Below are 20,839 nucleotides of genomic sequence, written 5' to 3'. Positions count from 1 at the left end.
GGGAGGGGGCCGCCGGGGTTGTGCTGCGCTCAGTCATGAGGCCTTTCGCACGGTTCTGAGGAAGGGGATGCCGCTCTGATCATGGCTTATCTCCACCGGTACGTGGTAAAGGCGCTCTATGAGGGCCGCGTCGAGCACCCGGGCGGGGGGGCCGAAGGCCTGCAGATCGCCCCCTGCCAGCACGATCAGCTGATCGGCAAACTGGGCGGCGAGGTTGAGATCGTGCAACACCACCAGGGTGATCCACTGCTGCTCGCGGGTCTGCTGACACAGATGCTCCATCAGTTGCATCTGGTGGTGCAGATCCAGGGCGCTGACCGGCTCGTCCAGCATCATGATGCGGGGATCGCGCAGCAGCACCTGGGCAAACAGCACCATCTGCCGCTGGCCGCCGCTTAAGGAGTAGAGGGGGCGATCCGCCAGATGGGCGATACCAAGGGCCTGCAAGGCGCGACCCGCCGCCAGGATGTCCTCGTCCGCCAGACGCATGGAGAGGCTGTCGAGGCGACCGAGTACCACCACTTCGATGACGCTCAAGTCCAGCTCCAGCTGGATGTTCTGGGGCATGTAGCCAAACTGCTGGCGCCACTTGGCCTGCGTCATCTGGCGGGCACTCTGGCCCCCCAGGCGGATATCGCCGCCATCCGGGGTCAGTTCACCAAACAGGGCGCGCATCAATGAGGTCTTGCCGGTCCCGTTCGGACCGATGATCACGTGGACCTGACCCGGATGCAGGGTGAGGCTGAGCTCTCGCAGCAGGGTCTGCTGGCCGAGGGAGAGGGAGAGTCGGGATATTTCAAGCACGTTTACGCCCCCTGCCGAGGATTAACCAGATGAAGAAGGGCACGCCAATCAGAGCGGTGACAATGCCGATGGGAAAGAGGGCCCCCGGAATGATGGACTTGGAGAGCACCGAGGCCGCTGAGAGCATGCAGGCGCCGCACAGGGCCGAGAGCGGGATCAAAAAGCGCTGATCTTCCCCCACCAGCATGCGAGCGATATGGGGCGCCACCAGGCCAACGAAGCCGATGACACCGACGAAACTGGTGGCGGTGGCGGTGAGCAGGGCGACCAGTACCAGAGTCTTCATGCGCAACCTGTCCACGTTGACCCCGAGGCTGCGGGCGCGGGCTTCCCCCAAACGCAGGCTGGTGAGGGCCCAGGCATCCCGGTAGATGAACAGGGTGCAGATCAGGGTGACGGCGGCGGTGATGATCAGGGAGTCCCAGGTGGTGCGCATCAGGCTGCCAAACAGCCAGAACAGGATCTGCTGGTTGAGCTCGGGGGAGGAGAGAAACTGCAGCAGGGAGAGCAGGGACTGGAACAGGAACAGCAGGGCGATGCCCGCCAGGATCAGGGTCTGGCTGCTGACATGGCGCATCATGGCAAGGCCAAATAAAAGGCTCGCAGCAAACATGCAGAGGATGAAGGCGCCAGCCGGAATGGCCACAAGAGGAGGGAGTCCAAGACCGCCGGTATAGAGCGCCAGTGCGGCACCGAGCCCCGCTGCCGCCGCGAGTCCCAGGGTGTAGGGGCTGGCCAGCGGATTGTCCAGCAGGGTCTGCATCTGGACGCCGCCAAGGCCCAGCGCCGCACCGACAACCAGCGCCATCAGGGCGATGGGCAGGCGCATGTCATGGACTATGGTGCGGGTCATGGGATCGGCCTGGGCGGGGGCGAGCAGGGCATCGACCACTTCGCTCAGTGGCAGCAGGGAGGGGCCGGTGGCGATGTCGAGCACCAGGGTAATGCACAGCACCAGGGTGAGCAGCAGGAGCCAGTGCCCGCGACGGCGCTCCCGTTGCCGCTGGCGGGCGAGGGTCTGCTGCAGGGCAGCCAAATCATTCATGATGACAATCCTGAAACGGGCGCCATGAGAGGCGCCCACAAGGGTTAAAGAGGGATGAAGAGGGCTCTGCCTAGACTGGCAGAGCCCGAACAACCAGATTCAGTTTGCCTTACCCGGCTTGATGCCCAGCATAAAGGTGCCCTGGGGACGGATGGGCAGATAGCGCTGGTAAAAGCCCTGATAGGTGGCCAGGGGATCGAGATCCTGGAACAGATCCGGGTAGAGGGCCTTGGCCATGAACTCGATGAGAGCTGCATCCATGATGCTGCGGGTTGCGCCGTGATAGACCGCATAGAGGCGCTCCTGCTGCACCGCGGGCAGCTCGCTCCAGCCCGGACGGGCGGCAAAGCCTTGCAGACGCTGGCGCACCGTCTCTGCCGACACATCCTGGCCGACCTGCATCGCCTCAGCGCTGCTCACGCTCTCGTAGCCCGCCATCAGGATGACCTCGGGTTTGCTCGCCAGCAGTTGCTCAGGATGGATGGGGCCCCAGCGCTCGACGAAGGGCGCCGCGACGTTGTCACCCCCGGCCAGCAGGGCCATGGCGCCCCACATGTCCTTGCCATAGGTGTAGCTGTATTCTGCAGGTCCCTTGTCGCCCAGCTCGATATAGACCCGGGGTGGCTGGCGCTTCGCGTTGGCAACGCGGGAGGTGATGATGTCAATCTTGGTCTTGTATTCGTCGGCCATCTGTTGGGCACGAGCTTCCTGGCCTGTCACCTTGCCCAGCAGCAAGGTGCTCGCCATGTGGCGCTCCAGGGTCTGGGCGTTGTAGTCGATGACCACCACCGGGATCCCGGCCTGTTCGAAGCGTGGCAGATCCGGGCCGAGGGCCTCATATTGCCACTTCGCCAGGATCAGCAGATCGGGCTTGACCGCCAGGGTCTTCTCGATGGAGAAGCTCTGATCCTGCACATTGCCAAGGTCAGGCACCTTGGCCAGTTGCGGCAGGCTGGCGACATAGAGCGACCAGATGGCGGGGCGGGACTTGACGAACCAGCCACGGGACATGCCCACCAGCCGATCGGCGCCGCCTTCACCGGCCACGGCCAGATAATCCTCGGGATAGAAACCGAGCACGATACGGCTGGCCGGAAGGCTGAGGGAGACCTTGCGGCCCATCACATCTTCTACTTCAACCAGGGGATTTGCCTGCGCCATCCAGCTCATCAGGGTGAGCTGACCGAGCAGCAGCAACTTTGCCAGGGGGTGACGAAACATCTTGTGAAAACCTTGAACGGATTTTGGGGTGAGAAGTATTAGCATTTGCGTTTAATGATGGCAATCGATTTTACCAGGGGTCACATAAGGGAGGTATATAGCGTGTTGGTCGTTCGAGGCCCACCTTGGCAAGGTTCTTCGCCAACGCCGCTCTTCAGGGGGGAGGGTAGGTTTGGGCTGTCGGCCCCCACAAGAGTAAGATGGTTCATTTCGGGGCTGGTTAGCCCGGCATGCAGGCGCACAGGCGCCAAAAAGGCAGAGTAATGAGCACAAAGATCAATATGGCGGCGCTGGGGGGACTGGTCCTGCTCACCGCCATCTGGAGTTACAGCTGGATCGTGATGAAGCAGGTGATGCTCTACGCGGGGGCCTTCGAGTTCACTGCCCTGCGCTGCCTGTGCGGTTCATTGGTGTTGTTGCTGGTATTGGCCCTGCGCGGGCGCCGTTATCTCAAACCCACCCCGTTTCGCTATACCCTCGCCATCGCATTGTTCCAGACCTGCGGCATGGTGGGGTTGGCCCAGTGGGCGCTGATCAGCGGCGGGGCGGGCAAGGTGGCCGTTCTGAGCTACACCATGCCGTTCTGGGTGGTGATCTTCGCGGCGCTCTTTCTCGGCGAGCGGATGCGCAAGCTCCACTATCTGGCGGTCGGGGTGGCCGCATGCGGGCTGCTGCTGGTGATCGAGCCCTGGCAGCTGCATCTCGATTCCATGAAGAGTGCGCTGCTGGGGATTGCCTCCGGCATCTGCTGGGGGATCAGCGCCATCATCGCCAAGCGGATGTATGCCCGCCATCCCGCGGTGGATCTGATGTCCCTCACCACCTGGCAGATGATCTATGCCACCATGGTGATGGCGCTGGTGGCGGCGCTGGTGCCGGAGCGACCCATCGACTGGCAACCCTATGTGTTTGGCGCGCTCGCCTACAGCGCAATCTTCGCCACGGCGCTGGCCTGGAGCCTCTGGTTGTTCGTGCTGAAAAAGCTGCCGGCCGGGATCGCCAGCCTCAGTACCTTGGCGGTGCCGGTGAGCGGCGTGCTGCTCTCATGGTGGCTGCTCGGGGAAAACCCGGGGCCGGTGGAAGGGAGCGGCATCGCCCTTATCGTGCTGGCGCTTATCGTCATCAGCCGCAAGGGCAAGCGTTCCGTGGTGTCGGTGGCGGGGGAGACCCGCGTCAAGCACGGCTGAGTCGATTGTCGGCAACGAAATAAAAAGGGCCCGCCATCATGGCGGGCCCTTTGTGTTGGCACACAGCCTTATCTGCGCTGGGCCAGATGCATCATGGCTTCCAATACGGCGCCGCCGATGGCGCGGGCCTTGTCAGAGACGGTGGTGGCATCGGCGCGCTCGCCACGCGGGTCGATATCGCCAATCTTGAAGCCGACTGGCACCTCGATGCCATCGCTGAGCAGCCCCCGCACCATGCCAGAGAGCGGCGCGATAATGGGGGCATCCCCTACATGGGCGATCACATCCCCTTCCTGCACCAGATCGCCGAGCTTGATCAGGCTCTTCATCACCCCGGGGGCGGGGGCGCGCACCACCCGGCGTGCGGAGTGCCCCTCGATCACCCCAGGAATGCCGGTATTGGGCTGGGCGGGGCCCTGATAGATGACCCGCCCCAGATGGTGACCGCGGTTGGTTTCGATCACCGCATCGCAGTCGCGTCCCGCCTCAAATCCCGGGCCGAGGGCCACCGTGATGGGGGCCATCTCCTTGTGGGTGCCGAGGTTCTGCTTGGCGAGGATGGCATCCACCAGATAGCGGGGCTTGAGCTCGGTGAGGGTGGCGCAGTCGGGGTCAACCAGCAGCGGAATGATGTCCCGATCCAGCTGCTCGAACGCCTGCTCGACGCTCTCGACCCGCTTGGCGCGCACACCCTCGACGCTGGTTTCACCATCAAACATCCCTTGCGCGAAGGCGACGGTGCGGCGGATCACCGTGGGTTTGTCGAGATCCAGCATCACCACCTTGAAGCCCGCATTGTGCAGGCGCAGCGCCACGCCGGTAGCGATATCGCCGGAGCCGCGCATCACCACCAGCTGATCCCGCTTGAGGCGCACGTCATCCTGCATCAGCCCACCCGATTTGCCGTTTTTCACCTGCAGCAGCTCGGCGAGAATGCTGATGGCGATCTCCTCGGGGGTTTCGGCACCTATGTTGTAACCGATGGGGGCGTGCAGCTGCTGCAGTTGGGTCTGGCTCACCCCTTGCTGGTGCAGCGCCTGGGTGAAGGTCTGTACCTTGCGCTTGCTGGCGAGCAGCCCCAGATAGGCGAGGGGACGGCTGATGAGCCGCTCCAGCGCCTCCTTGTCCTGATGGTTGGTGGCGATGATGACGAAGTTGGCGGGCTCGATGGCCAGTTTATCGATCACCGCGCTGATGGTATCGGCCTGCACCAGATGGGTACCGGCGGGGAAGAGGTCAGGGTTGAGGCTCCCCTCGAAGCAATCCCCTACATGGACATCAAAGCCGAGCGGCGCAGCAGCATGGGCCACAGCCCGGTTGACGTGGCCGGCACCAATGAGCACCAGCCGTGGCCGCAGGCCATAGACATCGATATAGACCGACATGGCGCCACCACAGTCCGACCCGACCGCATGCTCGCCGTTGCGGGCCATCCGGCCGTGGAAGATGCGGGGCTTGCGCTCGGCAATGGCCGCCACGGCCTCTTCGATCACCAGCCGCTCGATCATGCCGCCGCCGATGGTGCCGAGGATCTGGCCATCGGCCATCACCAGCATCTGGGCCTGATGGCGCGGGGTGGAGCCCCGGCTCTCGATGATCTGGGCCATGGCAAACGGCGTGTTCTCCTGTTCCAGTCGGGCTGCGTGTGCAAACAGATTCATAAGGTACCTCTTCTTATCCTTAAACCATCATGGGCGAGGCGGCTGTGCCTCATCCTGAGCGAAGTAACCGAGTGCGAGGCGAATGGGTTGTGGTTCGCGAACCGCCCCCTGCCAGATGGCGTGGATCTCGGGGTGGCGGCTATGCAGCGTTATCAATTCATCGAGCCACGACGCCTCATTTTGATAATCCCCATTGATAAACCAGATCCGGCGCGCCCTGGCCGGGGTGCCCTTGAACAGCCCCTCGGGGTGGGAGAGCAGCTGGTGAAACAGGGCCCAGTCGAGGGGGTCACCGGCCTCTATCCCGCACAGGGCCTGAAGCTCTGCCCAGCGGTGGATCTGCTGCGGGTCGGCCTTGGCCCCCACCATGGCGCCGCCTGTCAGGGCGATCACCCAATCACTGCTCTGGGGAATGCAAGGTTCGTGCAAAGCGGGCACTTTCAATAACTTGTGATGGGCGCCATCCGCTTCGACCAGGATCAGATCGAAGCGCTGCTGTCCTTTGAGCAGGTCGATTTGGCGCAGATCCGGCCCTGCAACCTTGCCGGTGCGCTCGTCGAGATGGCTGAACAGGGCGACCAGGGTCGGGCCATCCGGCAGCGCCTGACAGCGGGTAAGTTGACGAACGGGATCCGTCTCGATAATCAATTCCCGATAGTGTGACGGGGCTGGCAGAAACATCCGGGTGGTGGTGGTAATTAGCACCCTTTTACCCTGTTGATAAAAATATTCCGCCAGCCAGAACAGGGTGCTGGTTTTTCCACCGGCCCCGCAGAGGCTAATTAAGGTGGTATGACTATCAATATTTTTGGTGAGCGGGTTTAATAGCAGATCTATATCTGGAAATGCGACAGCAACAACGTGTGGTAGCGACATAATGACGACCAAAATAAATATCGAAGGGAGTGGGAAACAACGTTGCCAGGAACAAGTGCAGTGTGACTGTATAATAACGGCGGCGGGTTTATCTTCCCGAATGGGTACCTGGAAAATGATGCTACCTTATTGCCAGGGGACAATGCTTGATGCAAGTCTCAAAAATGCCCTGGCCTTTTGTCAGCGGGTTATTCTGGTGGTGGGCCATCGTAGCGAGGAGCTTGAAGCCCGCTACGGATCACGGCCGGATATTGTTGTCGTCCACAACCCCGACTATCGGCAGGGGCTGGGCAGCTCCATCCGCTGCGCCCTGGCGGCCAGCGATGCTGACTACCTCTTTATCAGCCACGGGGATCTCCCCTGTATCCCGCGCGAGGTCTATCAACAGCTCTGGCTGGCACGGGGCTGTGAGGCTCTTTTCCCCACCTGGCAGGGGGAGGCGGGCCATCCGGTGTTGCTGCCAAAATCCATCGCAAGGGAGCTGGCTACCGCGCCGGTACAGCAGTCGGTGCGCCGCTGGTTGCAAGAGCATCCGCACCGTATGGTGCCAGTTGACAGCCCCGCTATCCTGTTTGATGTGGATACCCCGGAGCGCTATCAGGCGCTGCTGGGTGGCATTCTTGAAAATGAGAGCGAGCCCACGAAATAACCCAGTTTAAAAAGATAACGGGGAGATAAATGGCGTATCAAAGTGATATTTCTCGCACTTGATCTGATAGGGCGAGTTCTTTTTGAACTGCTCATTAAGTAAATTCCAGAGTGATTGATAACTACTCGCAATACCCATAATGGTGGCATCGTAAATTTTCTCCATTAATTCGAGCTGTCTCACGCTTTTACCGTAAAAAATAGTTTTGTAACTGTAGTGGCCTGATTGTTGCTCTTCTCCTTGCCAAGGGGGAACACCCGTGCGGGATACCCCATTTATTCATGCTGCCAATGGGCAGAACAGCTGCAAGGAGATAGCCATGGGCGATATTATGCGACCCGTTCCGTTCAAGAACCTGCTGACCCGTATTTTTGCGGAATATAAAGAGAGTCAGAGCATTTTCGGTATTCCCGCCGCGCAATTCTATCGCAAGCAGGACGAGCGCAAGATCAAGGTGTTCGGTGAAACCTGCGAGACCCCCATTGGCCCGGCAGCTGGCCCCCATACCCAGTTGGCCCAGAACATCGTCACCTCCTGGCTGACCGGCGGGCGCTTTATCGAGCTCAAGACGGTGCAGATCCTGGACCGTCTCGAACTGGAAAAGCCCTGCATCGACGCCGAAGACGAGTGCTTCAACACCGAGTGGTCTACCGAGTTCACCCTGCCCAAGGCGTTTGACGAGTATCTGAAAGCCTGGTTTGCCCTCTACCTGCTGGAAGAGGTGTTCGACCCCCGTCTCGACGGAGAAGCCAAGTCCTTCATCTTCAACATGAGCGTGGGTTACAACCTCGATGGCATCAAACAGCCACCGATGCAGCAGTTCATCCACAGCCTGATGGATGCCAGTAGCAATCCGAAATTTGCCGAGTACCAGCAGGTGCTGCGCGAGCTGGTGGCCGACGAGCAGTTTATCGCCGAGCTGGGACTGGGGGCGCGCCGCGCTCGCCTGCAACAGCTGGTGGATCGTATCCCGGCCAATCTGGTGCACGGCGTCACCCTCTCTACCATGCACGGCTGCCCGCCGAACGAAATTGAGGCCATCTGCCGCTACATGCTGGAAGAGAAGGGGCTCAACACCTTCGTCAAATTGAACCCGACCCTGCTGGGCTACCCGCGGGTGCGCGAGATCCTCGATACCTGCGGCTTTGATTACATTGGTCTGAGCGAAGAGTCGTTCGATCATGACCTCAAGCTGGATCAGGCCAAGGCGATGCTGACCCGTCTGATGGCGCTGGGGGCCGAGAAGGGGCTCACCTTCGGGGTGAAACTCACCAATACCCTTGGCACCATCAACCGCAAAGGGGCGCTGCCGGGGGATGAGATGTATATGTCCGGCCGGGCGCTGTTCCCCCTCTCCATCAACGTGGCCGCCGTGCTGTCTCGCGCCTTCGAGGGCAAACTGCCTATCTCCTACTCCGGTGGTGCCAGCAAGTTCAATATCGCGGAGATCTTCGAGACCGGTATCCGCCCCATCACCATGGCCACCGACTTGCTGAAACCAGGTGGCTATCTGCGCCAGATCGAGTGCCTCAAAGAGATAGATGCGTCGGACAGCTGGGGCATGAGTCAGGTGGACGTGGCCAAGCTGGAGGCGCTTGCTGCCAAGGCGCTCACCATGGATTACACCCAGAAGGAGTGGAAGTCCGAGGATCGCATCGAAGTGGGGGGCGGCCTGCCGCTGACCGACTGCTACGTGGCGCCCTGCGTCACTGCGTGCGCCGTGCATCAGGATATCCCCGAGTACATTCGCCTGATGGGCGAGGGGGAGTATGTGGCAGCCCTTGAGCTGATTTATCAGCGCAACGCCTTGCCTGCCATCACCAGCCACATCTGCGATCACCAGTGCCAATACAACTGCACCCGTCTCGACTACGATAGCGCGCTCAATATCCGCGAGCTGAAAAAAGTGGCGCTGGAGCGCGGCTGGGAAGGGTACAAGGCCCGCTGGCACAAACCGGCAGGCAGTGGAGACAAGCATCCGGTGGCGGTGATTGGCGCCGGTCCGGCCGGTCTCTCCGCCGGCTACTTCCTGGCCCGTGCCGGTCACCCGGTCACCGTGTTCGAGCGCGAAGCGGATGCCGGTGGCGTGGTCAAGCACATCATCCCCGAGTTCCGCATTCCGGCCGAACTTATCCAGCACGACATCGACTTTGTTGCCGCCCACGGGGTCAAGTTCGAGTTTGGCTGCGATCCGGCGCTCACCGTCGACAAGCTGCATGCCCAGGGCTTTAGCTATGTCTTCGTCGGCATTGGCGCCGACAAGAATGGCGGCATGCGCCTCGAGGGGGGACACGAGCGGATTTACAAATCCTTCCACTTCCTGCGCAGCTTCAATCAGGGCAAACCGCTGCCGCTGGGTCGCCATGTGGCGGTGATCGGTGCCGGCAACACCGCCATGGACTGCGCCCGCGCCGCTCTCAAGGTGCCGGGTGTCAGCGATGTGACCGTGATCTACCGCCGCAGCGAAAAAGAGATGCCCGCCTATCGCGAGGAGGTTCTGGAAGCGGTGGAGGATGGGGTGCGTTTCTGCTTCCTCACCAATCCGGAGCGTTTTGAGAAAGATGGCAAGCTCACCGTGCGGATGATGGCGCTGGGGGATCCTGACGAGCAGGGCCGCCGCCGTCCGGTGCCCACCGAGCAGACTGAAGTGATGCAGATGGATGCCCTGATCACCGCCATTGGCGAGCAGCCTGACTGCGAGGTGCTCAAAGCGATGGGCATTCCTCTTGGCCGCGATGGCTGGCCCGAGGTGGATGGCCAGACCGGCGAAACCAGCCGTCGCAACGTCTTCCTGATCGGTGACGTGCAGAGCGGCCCGTCCTCCATCGTCGGTGCCATCGGTGGTGCCCGCCGCGCCGCGGATCTGGTGCTCTCTCGTGAGCATATCGCCAGCCAGCAGAGTGAAGTGACCATCCAGCCGTCGGGCAAGGATGAGATCTACCGTCGCAAGGGGAGCATCGCCGTCACCATGGTTGACAAGAGCGAGCGCGATGCCTTCGTGGCGCAAGAGGCGCACCGTTGCCTCGAGTGCAACTACCTCTGCAGCAAGTGCGTGGATGTCTGCCCCAACCGGGCCAACGTCGCCATCGCGGTGCCGGGCTTCAAAGACCAGTTCCAGACCCTGCACCTGGATGCCTACTGCAACGAATGTGGCAACTGCGCCCAGTTCTGCCCGTGGCAGGGCAAGCCCTATCAGGACAAGGTCACCATCTTCAGCCTGCCCGAGGACTTCGACAACAGCCGCAACCCCGGGTTCTATCTGGCTGACGGTGGCGAACTGCGGGTGCGTCAGGATGGCGAGACCTATCGCCTGACCATCGACGCCCAGAGCCGGATCAAGGATGCGCCAGCGGCCCTTGGCGACATGTGCCGCATCATCAGCCATGTCCACGCTCATCACCACTACCTGCTGGGGGCCGTCGAGGCCTGAGCGAACCACGAATAAGCGAAGGAGCACACCATGTTTATTCTGAAGAACGTCACCGCCGTCCAGCTTGAGCCGACCCGGGTGCTGGAAGGGGTGGATATCGCCATCGAAGGCACCCTTATCAAAGCGGTGGGGCCCAATCTGCGGGCCCTCTACCCGGAGGCCAACTATCGGGAGATGGGTGGCAAGCTGGTGATGCCGGGCATCGTCTGTGCCCACAACCACTTCTACTCCGGCCTGTCGCGGGGGATCATGGCCAACATCGCCCCCTGCCCGGACTTTATCTCCACCCTGAAAAACCTCTGGTGGCGGCTCGATCGGGCGCTCGATGAGGAGTCGCTCTACTACAGCGGTCTCATCTGCTCGCTGGAGGCGATCAAGAGTGGCTGCAGTACGGTGATCGACCACCACGCTTCGCCCAACTTCATCAAGGGCTCGTTGAATGTATTGCGCAAAGGGTTTGTGGAGGCGGGTCTGCGCGGCATGACCTGCTTCGAAACCACGGATCGCAACGGCGGCCTCGCCGAGCTGCAGGCCGGGGTGGAGGAGAACATCCTGTTCGCCCAACAGATCGATGCGGCCAAGGCCAAGGGGAACGAACCCTATCTGGTGGAGGCCCATATTGGCGCCCACGCCCTCTTCACCGTGTCCGACGAGGGGCTGGCCATGCTGCGCGAAGCGGTGCAGGTCACCGGTCGCGGTCTGCATATCCATGTGGCGGAAGACCGCTACGACATGGCCCACGGCCACCACCACTATGGCAAGGAGCCCATCGCCCGGCTGGACGCGTTTGGCCTGATCGACAGCAAGACGCTGATCGCCCACGGCATCTACCTGAGCCCGTCCGACATCGAGCTGCTCAACAGCCGCGATGCCTTCCTGGTGCACAACGCCCGCTCCAACATGAACAACCATGTGGGCTACAACATGCACCTGCCGGAGTATCGCAATCTGGCGCTTGGCACCGACGGCATCGGCTCCGACATGCTCGAAGAGCTCAAGTTCGCCTACTTCAAGCACAAGGATGCCGGCGGGGCGCTGTGGCCCGACAGCTTTGCCCGCTTCCTCTGGAACGGCAACACCCTGCTGGAGCGCAACTTCGGCGCCAAATTTGGCCGCCTGGAGCCGGGTTACAAGGCCGACCTCACCATTTGCGACTACGACGCACCGACCCCGCTGGCGCCGCGCAACCTCGGCGGCCATCTCGCCTTTGGTATGGGATCGAACAGCGTCAACAGCGTGATGGTGGAGGGGCGCATGGTCTATCAGGATCGCGAGTTCCCGTTCGATGTCGCGCCCATTTACGAGCAGGCCAGCAAGGTGGCGAGCCGCCTGTGGCAACGGATGGATCAGCTGGCCTAAGGCCACCTTCCACAGTTTTGGACCGGATTGCCCGCCCTGTGGATCACCCCGGCGGCGGGCAGCAAGAGTAAGGACGACACATGATTGAGCAATTCTTCCGACCCGAGCAACTGGGTCAGGCTTTGGAACTCAAGGCCAGTTTCGGCAACGACGCCGTCTACATGGGAGGCGGCAGCAAGCTTAACGCCGCTCCGACTCGCACCGACAAGAAGGTCGCTATCTCACTGGACAAGCTGGGACTGAACCAGATTGAGCAACAGCATGGCCAGCTCCATATCGGCGCCACCGTCACCCTGCAGACCCTGAAAGATGATCCCCGTACTCCGGCCGCCCTGTGCGAGGCGCTGGGGTTTGTCTACTCCCGCCATCTGCGCAATCAGGCCACCATTGGCGGCGAACTTGCCTGCCAGCAACAGGATTCCCCTTTGCTGCCGGTACTGCTGGTACTCGAAGCCGTGGTAGTGCTGGAGAACAACCTGCTGCAACCCATCGACGCCTATCTGGCGGGGCAGCGCAATGCCTTGGTGCTGGGGATTGTGCTGCCGGAGCCTGAACTGCGCTGCGCCACCCGCCGCATCAGCCGCAACGCCGATGGCTTGGCGGTAATGACCGCCGCGGTAGCCCTCGACAGCATTGGCGAAATGCGGGTAGCCGTCGCTGGCGTCACCCCGCAGCCGATGCGCCTGCGGGATCTGGAGCGCCGTGAACTGCACGATGCCGCGCTGGAGGCCGCCGTGAGCGAGCTGATCTCGCCCCGTGAGGATCTGGCGGGAAGCGTGAGTTACAAGCGGTATATCACCGGTGTAGTGGTGGCGGATCTGCTGGTGGACTGCCAGCAGCAGGAGGTACAGGCATGATGGAACTCAACTTCACACTGAACGGTGCCCTGCGCACCGTCATCACCCCGGCTGGCGAGAATGTCCAGCGGGTGCTGTTCAACCAGTGCCGGATGCACTCGGTGCGCAACAGCGACGACGGCTTCGGCTTCGCCGGCTCCGACGCCATTCTCTTCAATGGCAAGGTGATCAACGGCTCCCTGCTGATCGCCGCCCAGCTGGATGGATCAGAGGTGCGCACTGCAGAGTCCCTCGGCAGCTGGAACCAGCTCAGTCTGGTACAGCAGGCGATGGTGGACGTGGGGGTGGTGCAGTCCGGCTACAACGATCCGGCTGCCGCGCTCATCGTCACCGACCTGCTTGATCGCCATCCCGAGCCCACCCGTGATCAAATCGACGATGCCCTCTCGGGCCTGTTTCACCGCGATGGCGGTTATCAGCAGTTTTATCAGGCCATCGAGCTTGCCTGTTCACGGATGAAGGATCCCGATTATCTGTGCCAGATCGCCCCGGAATTTCGCGACGATCTGCGCCATATCGGCAAGAGCTGCCCGAAAGTGGACGCCGCCAAAATGGTGCAGGCCAAGCCCTGCTATGTGGAGGATCGGGTCACCGAGGATGCGCTGATCATCAAGATGCTGCGCAGTCCCCATCCTCATGCGGTGATCACCAAACTCGACGTGAGCCGCGCACAAGCGCTGCCGGGCGTCGTGCATGTCATCACCCACCTCAACTGCCCGGATGTGTTTTACACCCCGGGTGGCCAGAGTGCTCCCGAGCCATCACCGCTCGATCGCCGCATGTTCAGCCGCAAGGTGCGCCATGTCGGTGATCGTGTTGCCGCTGTGGTAGCCGAGAGCGAAGCCATCGCATTGGCAGCCCTGAAACTCATCGATGTCGAGTATCAGGTGCTGCCAGCGGTCATGAATATCGATGAGGCGATGGCCCCCAATGCTCCTCTCGTGCACGACGAGCCCATCGTCTACATGGCCGGTGCGCCGGCGGATCTCGAGCAGCAGAACGCCTGCTCGGTGCGTCGCGGCGACGAGCACATGATCATCAACTTCCCCATCGGCTCCCGCCCGCACGAGAACCTGGCCGCCAGCGTCCATGGCCAGATCGGTGATGTGGCCAAAGGCTTTGCCGAGGCGGACGAGATAGTCGAACGCACTTACGAATCGACCCAGGCCCAGCAGTGCCCGACCGAGCCGCACATCTGCTTCACCTACATGGATGGGGAGCGTCTGGTTATTCACGCATCCACTCAGGTGCCGTGGCACGTGCGCCGTCAGGTGGCGCGCATTGTCGGCATGAAGCAGCACCAAGTGCATGTGATCAAGGAGCGGGTAGGGGGCGGCTTTGGCTCCAAGCAGGATATCCTGCTGGAAGAGGTATGCGCCTGGGCCACGAAAGTCACCGGCCGTCCGGTCACCTTCCGCTATACCCGTGAAGAGGAGTTCATCAGCAACACCTCCCGCCACGTGGCCAAGGTGAAGGTCAAAATAGGGGCCAAAAAAGATGGCACCATTACCGCCATCGACATGGATTTTCGCGCCAACACCGGCCCTTACGGCAACCACTCATTGACGGTGCCAAGCAACGGCCCGGCGCTCTCCCTGCCGCTCTATCCGTGCGACAACGTGCGCTTTACCGTCAACACCTACTACAGCAACATCTGTCCGACCGGGGCCTATCAGGGTTACGGCGCGCCCAAGGGCAACTTCGCCCTGACTATGGCCATTGCCGAACTTGCCGAGAAACTGGGCATCGATCAGCTCGACATGGTGGAGCACAACCGGGTGCACGAAGGGGACATCCTCAAGGTGCTCGGTGCCATCGGCGAGGGCAAGATGCCCACTTCTGTGCCCCACGCCGCCAGCTGCGCCCTCGAGCCCATCCTCAAACAGGGTCGCGAACTGATTGCCTGGGATAGCCCCAAACCCGCTGACGGGGATTGGCGCATCGGCCGTGGTGTCGCCATCATCATGCAAAAATCGGGGATCCCCGATATCGATCAGGCCAACTGCATGGTCAAGCTGGAATCTGACGGCACCTTTATCGTCCACTCCGGTGGCGCCGATATCGGCACCGGCCTCGATACCGTGGTGGCCAAGCTGACCGCCGAGGTGCTCGGTTGCCCGCTCAGCGATGTGCATGTGATCTCTGGCGACACCGACCATGCCCTGTTCGACAAGGGGGCCTACGCCTCGTCAGGCACCTGCTTCTCCGGCAACGCGGCCAAGAAGGCGGCCGAGAACCTCAAGGAGAAGATCCTGTTCCACGGCGCCGCCATGCTGGGCGAACCGGTAGCAGATGTTGAGCTGGCGTTTCCGGGTGTGGTGCGCGGCAAGCTGGGGGAGGTGAGCCTCGCCAAGCTGGCCCACAAGGCCGAGACAGGTACCGGCTTCGGCATTCTGGTGGGCACCGCCAGCTACATCACCTCTGAGCTTGCCTTCCCGTACGGGGCCAACTTCGCCGAGGTGGCGGTCAACGTCAGAACCGGCGAGATCCGCCTCGACAAGTTCTACGCCCTGCTCGACTGCGGTACCCCCATAAACCCGGAGCTGGCCCTCGGCCAGATCTACGGGGCGACTATGCGGGCCATCGGCCACACCATGAGCGAGGAGATCTGCTATGACAGCAAGGGCATCCCGCTCACCCGGGATCTGAAGAGCTATGGCGCGCCCAAGATTGGCGACATTCCGCGCGACTTCCGGGCTTTCCTGGTACCGAGTGATGACAAGGTCGGCCCTTACGGCGCCAAGTCCATCTCGGAGATTGGGGTCAACGGCGCGGCGCCCGCCATCGCCACCGCCATCCACGACGCCTGCGGTGTCTGGCTGCGCAAGTGGCACTTCACGCCGGAGCAGATCCTGCGTGAACTGGGCAAGCTGGAGCAAAAAGTGTCGGCATAACAAAAGAAAAGGTGAGGGGCGGGCGCCAGCTCGCCCCCAGCGCCTGACGGCGGAATGAGTACTCCGCCTACATTCTGTGTGATGGGACAAACACGATGTCTAAAACAACACGCAAGCACTCGGATCTCATTTACGAGCTGGAAGACAAACCCCCGTTTTATCAAACCCTGATGGGTGCAGTGACCCATCTGCTGGCCATTTTTGTTCCTATGGTAACCCCGGCGCTGATCGTCGGCGGCGCCCTGGGTCTCTCCACCGAGACCACCGCCTATCTGGTCTCCATGGCGATGATCGCCTCCGGTATCGGCACCTGGCTGCAGGTAAACCGTTATGGCCCTATCGGGTCTGGGCTGCTCTCCATCCAGTCGGTCAACTTCTCCTTCGTCACCGTGATGATCGCGCTCGGCGGCGCCATGAAAAAAGATGGCATCCACGAGGAGCTGATCGTCTCGACTCTGCTCGGGGTCTCCTTTGTCGGTGCCTTTCTGGTGATGGGCTCCTCCTTCGTGCTGCCCTATCTCAAGCGGGTGATCACCCCGACCGTGAGCGGGGTCGTGGTGTTGATGATTGGTCTGAGCCTTATCAAGGTAGGGATCATCGACTTTGGCGGCGGCTTCTCCGCCATGAGCAGCGGCACCTTTGGCAAATACGAGCACATCGGGCTGGGGCTTTTGGTGCTCTGCGTCATCGTCGCCTTCAACTGCAGTCGAAGCCCACTGCTGCGGATGAGCGGCATTGCCATCGGCCTGATGGTGGGTTATGCGGTGGCCCTGATGCTTGGTATGGTGGATTTCTCCGCCCTTGAGAACCTGCCGCTTATTACGGTGCCTATCCCGTTCAAGTACGGTTTTTCCTTCGACTTTCACGCCTTTATGTTGGCGGGCACCATCTATCTGTTGAGCGTGCTGGAGGCGGTGGGGGACATCACCGCCACCGCCATGGTCTCCCACCGGGATATTCAGGGCCCCGAGTTTCAAAAACGGCTCTCCGGCGGCGTACTGGCGGACGGTCTGGTCTCGGTCATTGCCTCGGCACTCGGCTCTTTGCCGCTCACCACCTTTGCCCAGAACAACGGCGTCATCCAGATGACCGGGGTGGCGTCACGCCATGTGGGCAAGTTTATTGCCGTCATTCTGGTGCTGCTGGGGCTTTTCCCCGTAGTAGGGCGCTTCTTCACTACTATCCCGTCACCTGTGATGGGGGGCGCCATGGTCATCATGTTCTCCATGATCGCCATCGCCGGTGGTCGCATCATCATCAGCCACGGTTTCGATCGGCGGGAGACCCTGATTGTCGCCACCTCGCTGGGTCTTGGGCTTGGGGTCTCCTATGACCCGAACGTCTTCAAGGTGCTGCCGGCGGGTATCTACATGCTGGTGGAGAACCCCATCTGCGCCGGCGGCATCACCGCCATCATCATGAATCTGGTGCTGCCGCAAAGCCGCAAGCGCAAGGCAGCCGTCAGGGATGCCGAGGCGGTGGAGGTGATCCAGCTGAGCGACAAGCCGGATGTGATCTTTACCGCCCGCAGTGCGGGCCAGCCATCGGCCAGCAAGGGTGAGGGTTCACCAGAGCCAGTACCCGGGGAGGCGGTGGCGCCACAAGTGGAACGGATCTGACGGTTAAACCGGCAAAAAACGTCAACAGAACAAGAAAAACAGGGAAACGGTTATGAAAAACGACAACTCTGTCAAAGCGGTACGCGGCAGCTTCTTCGATATCACCCGGGTGGTGGATCAGCCCGAGGAGATTGAGTCCAACGCCCGTCTTATCGAGGATGGTCTGCTGATCATTCGCAACGGTTGCATCGACTGGTTCGGTGAGTGGGAGGAGGGGAAAGATCGCATTCCGGCCGAAGTGCGGGTGCGCGATTATCGCGGCAAGATGATAGTGCCGGGCTTTGTCGATACCCACATTCACTATCCCCAAAGTGAAATGGTGGGGGCCTATGGCGAGCAGCTGCTGGAGTGGCTCAACCGCCACACCTTCCCGGCCGAGCGGCGCTACAACGATCTCGAGTATGCCCGTGAGATGTCCACCTTCTTTATCAAGCAGTTGCTGCGTAACGGCACTACCACGGCGCTGGTGTTCGGCACAGTGCACCCCGAGTCGGTAGACGCCCTGTTCGAGGCGGCTAGTCGAATTAATATGCGGATGATCGCCGGCAAGGTGATGATGGATCGCAATGCGCCCGATTATCTGCTCGATACCGCCGAGAGCAGCTATGTGCAGAGCAAGCAGCTTATCGAGCGCTGGCACGGCAATGGTCGACTGCTCTATGCCATCACACCACGATTTGCACCCACCTCGACACCCGAGCAGCTGGCGATGGCGCGGCGACTGCGCGAAGAGTTTCCGACTACCTATCTGCACACCCATCTGTGCGAGAACAAGGATGAGATCACCTGGGTAAAATCCCTCTTCCCGGCGCACAAGGGTTATCTCGATGTCTATCACCAGCACGGCCTCACCGGCCACAACTGCGTCTTTGCCCACTGCGTCCATCTGGAAGAGCAGGAGTGGGATTGCCTGAAGGAGACCGGCTCCACCATCGCGTTTTGTCCCACCTCGAATCTTTATCTCGGCAGTGGTCTCTTCAAGTTGCACAAGGCGTGGCGCAAGCAGGTGAAGGTGGGGATGGGCACCGACATCGGCGCTGGCACCACCTTCAACATGCTGCAGACCCTCAACGAGGCCTACAAGGTGATGCAGTTGCAGGGCGAGCGGCTATCGGCCTATCAGGCCTTCTATCTGGCCACCCTGGGCGGCGCCCATTCGCTGGGGCTTGACGAGAAGATCGGCAGCTTTGCGGTGGGCAAGGAGGCGGATTTTGTGGTGCTCGACCCGGTCGCCACCCCGCTGCAGCAGCTGCGATACGACAACTCCACCACCCTGCGCGACAAGCTCTTTGTGCTGTTGACCCTGGGGGATGACAGATCCATCTACCGCACCTATGTGGATGGCCAACTGGTGCATGAACGGGGGTAGGGGCTGGAGTGGGCTGCCGCGGCGCAGCCCCAACGAATACGGCGGCTGGCGTGCCCCACAGGGGCGCCAGTCTTGCCGCACGACAGGGGATCTCCCCGCATAGAACGTGAAATGGCCCGGTTTTTTTGACCAGCAAGGCAAACGTTTGAGTCAAGGCTGCCTGCCCTGGTCTGTCTGTCGCATCCTCTGCCACCATCGCCTGTTTGTTATCAAACTGGCGCTAGGCAGACCCGCAGATCCTGTCGCCATTTCGTCATGGAACATTCAGGCGCGTGTGAAGGAGTTGGGTATGACCCAAGCAAACAGCAGGACAAACAGCGTGGAACAGCTGGCCAATGATGACGCCAGCCAGAGCGCAGCAAAGCAACAGCCGCTCACGGCTCTTGATCGCTACTTTATGATCAGCGAGCGGGGCAGCAACGTCAGACAGGAGGTGCTGGCGGGCCTCACCACCTTCCTTGCCATGGTCTACTCGGTGATCGTGGTGCCGAGCATGCTCGGCAAGGCGGGCTTTCCCCCCGGCGCCGTGTTTGTCGCCACCTGTCTGGTGGCGGGGTTCGGTTCGCTCTTGATGGGGCTCTGGGCCAAGCTGCCGATGGCCATCGGTTGCGCTATTTCCCTCACGGCGTTTACCGCCTTCAGTCTGGTGCTGGGGCAGCAGATCCCCATTCCGGTGGCGCTGGGGGCCGTCTTCCTGATGGGGGTGCTGTTTACTGCCATTTCGGTGACCGGGGTGCGTAGCTGGATCCTCGACAACCTGCCGATGGGGATTGCCCACGGCACCGGCATCGGGATCGGTCTCTTTCTGCTGCTTATCGCCGCCAACGGGGTGGGGCTGGTGATCAAGAACCCGCTCGAGGGGTTGCCGGTGGCGCTGGGGGCCTTCACCTCGATGCCGGTCATCATGTCCCTGATCGGCCTTGCGGTGATCTTCGGGCTGGAGAAGCTGAGAGTACCGGGGGGGATCCTGCTGGTGATCATCGCCATCTCCATCTTCGGCCTGATTTTCGATCCGGCGGTGAAGTATCAGGGGCTGTTCGCCCTGCCTAGCCTCTCGGACGATCAGGGTAAGTCCCTCATCTTCAGTCTGGATATCATGGGGGCCCTCTCGCCGCTGGTGCTGCCCAGCGTGCTGGCGCTGGTGATGACAGCGGTATTCGATGCCACCGGCACCATCCGGGCCGTGGCGGGGCAGGCCAACCTGCTGGATAAGGATGGTCACATCATCAACAGCGGCAAGGCGCTCAGTGCCGACTCGGTCAGCAGCATCTTCTCCAGTCTGGTGGGGGCGGCCCCGGCTGCCGTCTATATCGAATCGGCTGCGGGCACGGCGGCGGGGGGCAAAACCGGCCTGACCGCGACCGTGGTCGGCGGCCTGTTCCTGCTGATGCTGTTCCTCTCGCCGCTCTCCTATCTGGTGCCCGCCTATGCCACCGCACCAGCCCTGATGTATGTAGGGCTCTTGATGCTGAGCAACGTCACCAAGCTCGATTTCAACGATTCGGTCGGTGCTATGTCCGGGTTGGTGTGCGCCGTCTTTATTGTGCTCACCTGCAACATCGTCACTGGCATCATGCTTGGCTTCAGCTCGCTGGTGATCGGTCGCATCTGCTCGAAGGAGTGGCACAAGCTCAACGTCGGCACCGTGGTCATCGCCCTGGCGCTGGTGCTCTTTTATGCTGGGGGGTGGGCTATTTAGGGATAACCCGCCCGTTTGGGGCCGCACTGGCGGCCCCATTTTTATGCCTGTTATTTTTAGCTCGCCACGCAGGCATCACGCCTAGGCTGTCTCCGCAGTTGGGGGGCATCGCGATACCATTTTGATAAATCCTCCTACCAGATTGATAGGCTCCCACCCTTGCTCTCCT

At 61.4% G+C, this 20,839-nt stretch carries 14 protein-coding genes; 9 read left to right on the top strand and 5 right to left on the bottom strand.

Annotated elements, in window-relative coordinates:
• Nucleotides 1–33: 33 nt before the first annotated feature.
• From AB5Y86_RS18080 to AB5Y86_RS18070, 3 genes are all read right to left on the bottom strand, one after another.
• Nucleotides 34–804: an ABC transporter ATP-binding protein gene (locus AB5Y86_RS18080; protein WP_368193690.1), complete on the bottom strand. Its 771-nt coding sequence runs from the start codon at nt 802–804 to the stop codon at nt 34–36.
• Entirely contained in the window at nt 797–1,849 is a 1,053-nt protein-coding gene (locus tag AB5Y86_RS18075; RefSeq protein ID WP_368193689.1) for a FecCD family ABC transporter permease, read from the bottom strand. The genes AB5Y86_RS18080 and AB5Y86_RS18075 overlap by 8 nt, the downstream gene beginning before the upstream one ends.
• A 99-nt stretch (nt 1,850–1,948) precedes the next feature.
• Complete coding sequence (locus tag AB5Y86_RS18070) at nt 1,949–3,070, bottom strand: ABC transporter substrate-binding protein (RefSeq protein WP_368193688.1); 1,122 nt, start codon at nt 3,068–3,070, stop codon at nt 1,949–1,951.
• A gap of 263 nt (nt 3,071–3,333) precedes the next feature.
• On the opposite strand from AB5Y86_RS18070, the gene AB5Y86_RS18065 reads away from it, so the two are divergent.
• Nucleotides 3,334–4,257, top strand: a complete 924-nt coding sequence (locus tag AB5Y86_RS18065; RefSeq protein WP_368193686.1) for a DMT family transporter — start codon at nt 3,334–3,336, stop codon at nt 4,255–4,257.
• 68 nt (nt 4,258–4,325) lie between these two features.
• Here AB5Y86_RS18065 and yqeB read toward each other — a convergent pair whose 3' ends face one another.
• Both yqeB and yqeC read right to left on the bottom strand, forming a co-directional pair.
• A complete protein-coding gene (gene yqeB, locus AB5Y86_RS18060) occupies nt 4,326–5,918 on the bottom strand; it encodes a selenium-dependent molybdenum cofactor biosynthesis protein YqeB (protein ID WP_368193685.1) in 1,593 nt (530 codons plus the stop codon).
• A gap of 27 nt (nt 5,919–5,945) precedes the next feature.
• Complete coding sequence (gene yqeC / locus AB5Y86_RS18055; protein ID WP_368193683.1) at nt 5,946–6,794, bottom strand: selenium cofactor biosynthesis protein YqeC; 849 nt, start codon at nt 6,792–6,794, stop codon at nt 5,946–5,948.
• Between the two features lies 1 nt (nt 6,795).
• Here yqeC and mocA point away from each other — a divergent pair, with 1 nt between their 5' ends.
• From mocA to AB5Y86_RS18015, 8 genes are all read left to right on the top strand, one after another.
• Nucleotides 6,796–7,443, top strand: a complete 648-nt coding sequence (gene mocA, locus AB5Y86_RS18050; protein ID WP_368193681.1) for a molybdenum cofactor cytidylyltransferase — start codon at nt 6,796–6,798, stop codon at nt 7,441–7,443.
• A 319-nt stretch (nt 7,444–7,762) separates the two neighbouring features.
• The gene (gene ygfK / locus AB5Y86_RS18045; protein WP_368193680.1) at nt 7,763–10,873 is read left to right on the top strand and encodes a putative selenate reductase subunit YgfK; all 3,111 of its coding nucleotides are present in this window, start codon (nt 7,763–7,765) and stop codon (nt 10,871–10,873) included.
• Nucleotides 10,874–10,903: 30 nt separating this feature from the next.
• A complete protein-coding gene (gene ssnA, locus AB5Y86_RS18040; RefSeq protein ID WP_368193678.1) occupies nt 10,904–12,232 on the top strand; it encodes a putative aminohydrolase SsnA in 1,329 nt (442 codons plus the stop codon).
• A gap of 80 nt (nt 12,233–12,312) precedes the next feature.
• Complete coding sequence (ygfM, locus tag AB5Y86_RS18035; RefSeq protein WP_368193676.1) at nt 12,313–13,089, top strand: molybdopterin-dependent oxidoreductase FAD-binding subunit; 777 nt, start codon at nt 12,313–12,315, stop codon at nt 13,087–13,089.
• On the top strand, nt 13,086–15,983 hold the full coding sequence (locus AB5Y86_RS18030) for a molybdopterin-dependent oxidoreductase Mo/Fe-S-binding subunit (RefSeq protein ID WP_368193674.1): 2,898 nt from the start codon (nt 13,086–13,088) through the stop codon (nt 15,981–15,983). The genes ygfM and AB5Y86_RS18030 overlap by 4 nt, the downstream gene beginning before the upstream one ends.
• A 95-nt stretch (nt 15,984–16,078) precedes the next feature.
• On the top strand, nt 16,079–17,602 hold the full coding sequence (locus AB5Y86_RS18025) for a nucleobase:cation symporter-2 family protein (RefSeq protein WP_368193672.1): 1,524 nt from the start codon (nt 16,079–16,081) through the stop codon (nt 17,600–17,602).
• Between the two features lie 52 nt (nt 17,603–17,654).
• Nucleotides 17,655–18,971, top strand: coding sequence for a guanine deaminase (gene guaD, locus AB5Y86_RS18020; protein ID WP_368193671.1), 1,317 nt, complete (start codon nt 17,655–17,657; stop codon nt 18,969–18,971).
• 397 nt (nt 18,972–19,368) lie between these two features.
• Nucleotides 19,369–20,670 carry an NCS2 family permease gene (locus tag AB5Y86_RS18015; RefSeq protein WP_227343057.1) on the top strand — a complete coding sequence of 434 codons (1,302 nt, stop codon included), beginning with the start codon at nt 19,369–19,371 and terminating at the stop codon, nt 20,668–20,670.
• The last annotated feature ends 169 nt before the right edge of the window (nt 20,671–20,839 follow it).

The sequence above is a fragment of the Aeromonas sp. s8 genome (genome assembly GCF_040907785.1).
GTDB classification, from domain to species: domain Bacteria; phylum Pseudomonadota; class Gammaproteobacteria; order Enterobacterales; family Aeromonadaceae; genus Aeromonas; species Aeromonas veronii.
Note: the sequence above shows the minus strand (reverse complement) of the source record. Positions and strands in the feature narration are given on the sequence as shown.

Bases quoted from the DNA above. Each gene is read 5' to 3' on its own strand.
- AB5Y86_RS18075 (WP_368193689.1), bottom strand. From the start codon at position 1,849: ATGAATGATTTGGCTGCCCTGCAGCAGACCCTCGCCCGCCAGCGGCAA.
- AB5Y86_RS18070 (WP_368193688.1), bottom strand. From the start codon at position 3,070: ATGTTTCGTCACCCCCTGGCAAAGTTGCTGCTGCTCGGTCAGCTCACC.
- AB5Y86_RS18065 (WP_368193686.1), top strand. From the start codon at position 3,334: ATGAGCACAAAGATCAATATGGCGGCGCTGGGGGGACTGGTCCTGCTC.
- yqeB (WP_368193685.1), bottom strand. From the start codon at position 5,918: ATGAATCTGTTTGCACACGCAGCCCGACTGGAACAGGAGAACACGCCG.
- yqeC (WP_368193683.1), bottom strand. From the start codon at position 6,794: ATGTCGCTACCACACGTTGTTGCTGTCGCATTTCCAGATATAGATCTG.
- mocA (WP_368193681.1), top strand. From the start codon at position 6,796: ATGACGACCAAAATAAATATCGAAGGGAGTGGGAAACAACGTTGCCAG.
- ygfK (WP_368193680.1), top strand. From the start codon at position 7,763: ATGGGCGATATTATGCGACCCGTTCCGTTCAAGAACCTGCTGACCCGT.
- ssnA (WP_368193678.1), top strand. From the start codon at position 10,904: ATGTTTATTCTGAAGAACGTCACCGCCGTCCAGCTTGAGCCGACCCGG.
- ygfM (WP_368193676.1), top strand. From the start codon at position 12,313: ATGATTGAGCAATTCTTCCGACCCGAGCAACTGGGTCAGGCTTTGGAA.
- AB5Y86_RS18030 (WP_368193674.1), top strand. From the start codon at position 13,086: ATGATGGAACTCAACTTCACACTGAACGGTGCCCTGCGCACCGTCATC.
- AB5Y86_RS18025 (WP_368193672.1), top strand. From the start codon at position 16,079: ATGTCTAAAACAACACGCAAGCACTCGGATCTCATTTACGAGCTGGAA.
- guaD (WP_368193671.1), top strand. From the start codon at position 17,655: ATGAAAAACGACAACTCTGTCAAAGCGGTACGCGGCAGCTTCTTCGAT.
- AB5Y86_RS18015 (WP_227343057.1), top strand. From the start codon at position 19,369: ATGATCAGCGAGCGGGGCAGCAACGTCAGACAGGAGGTGCTGGCGGGC.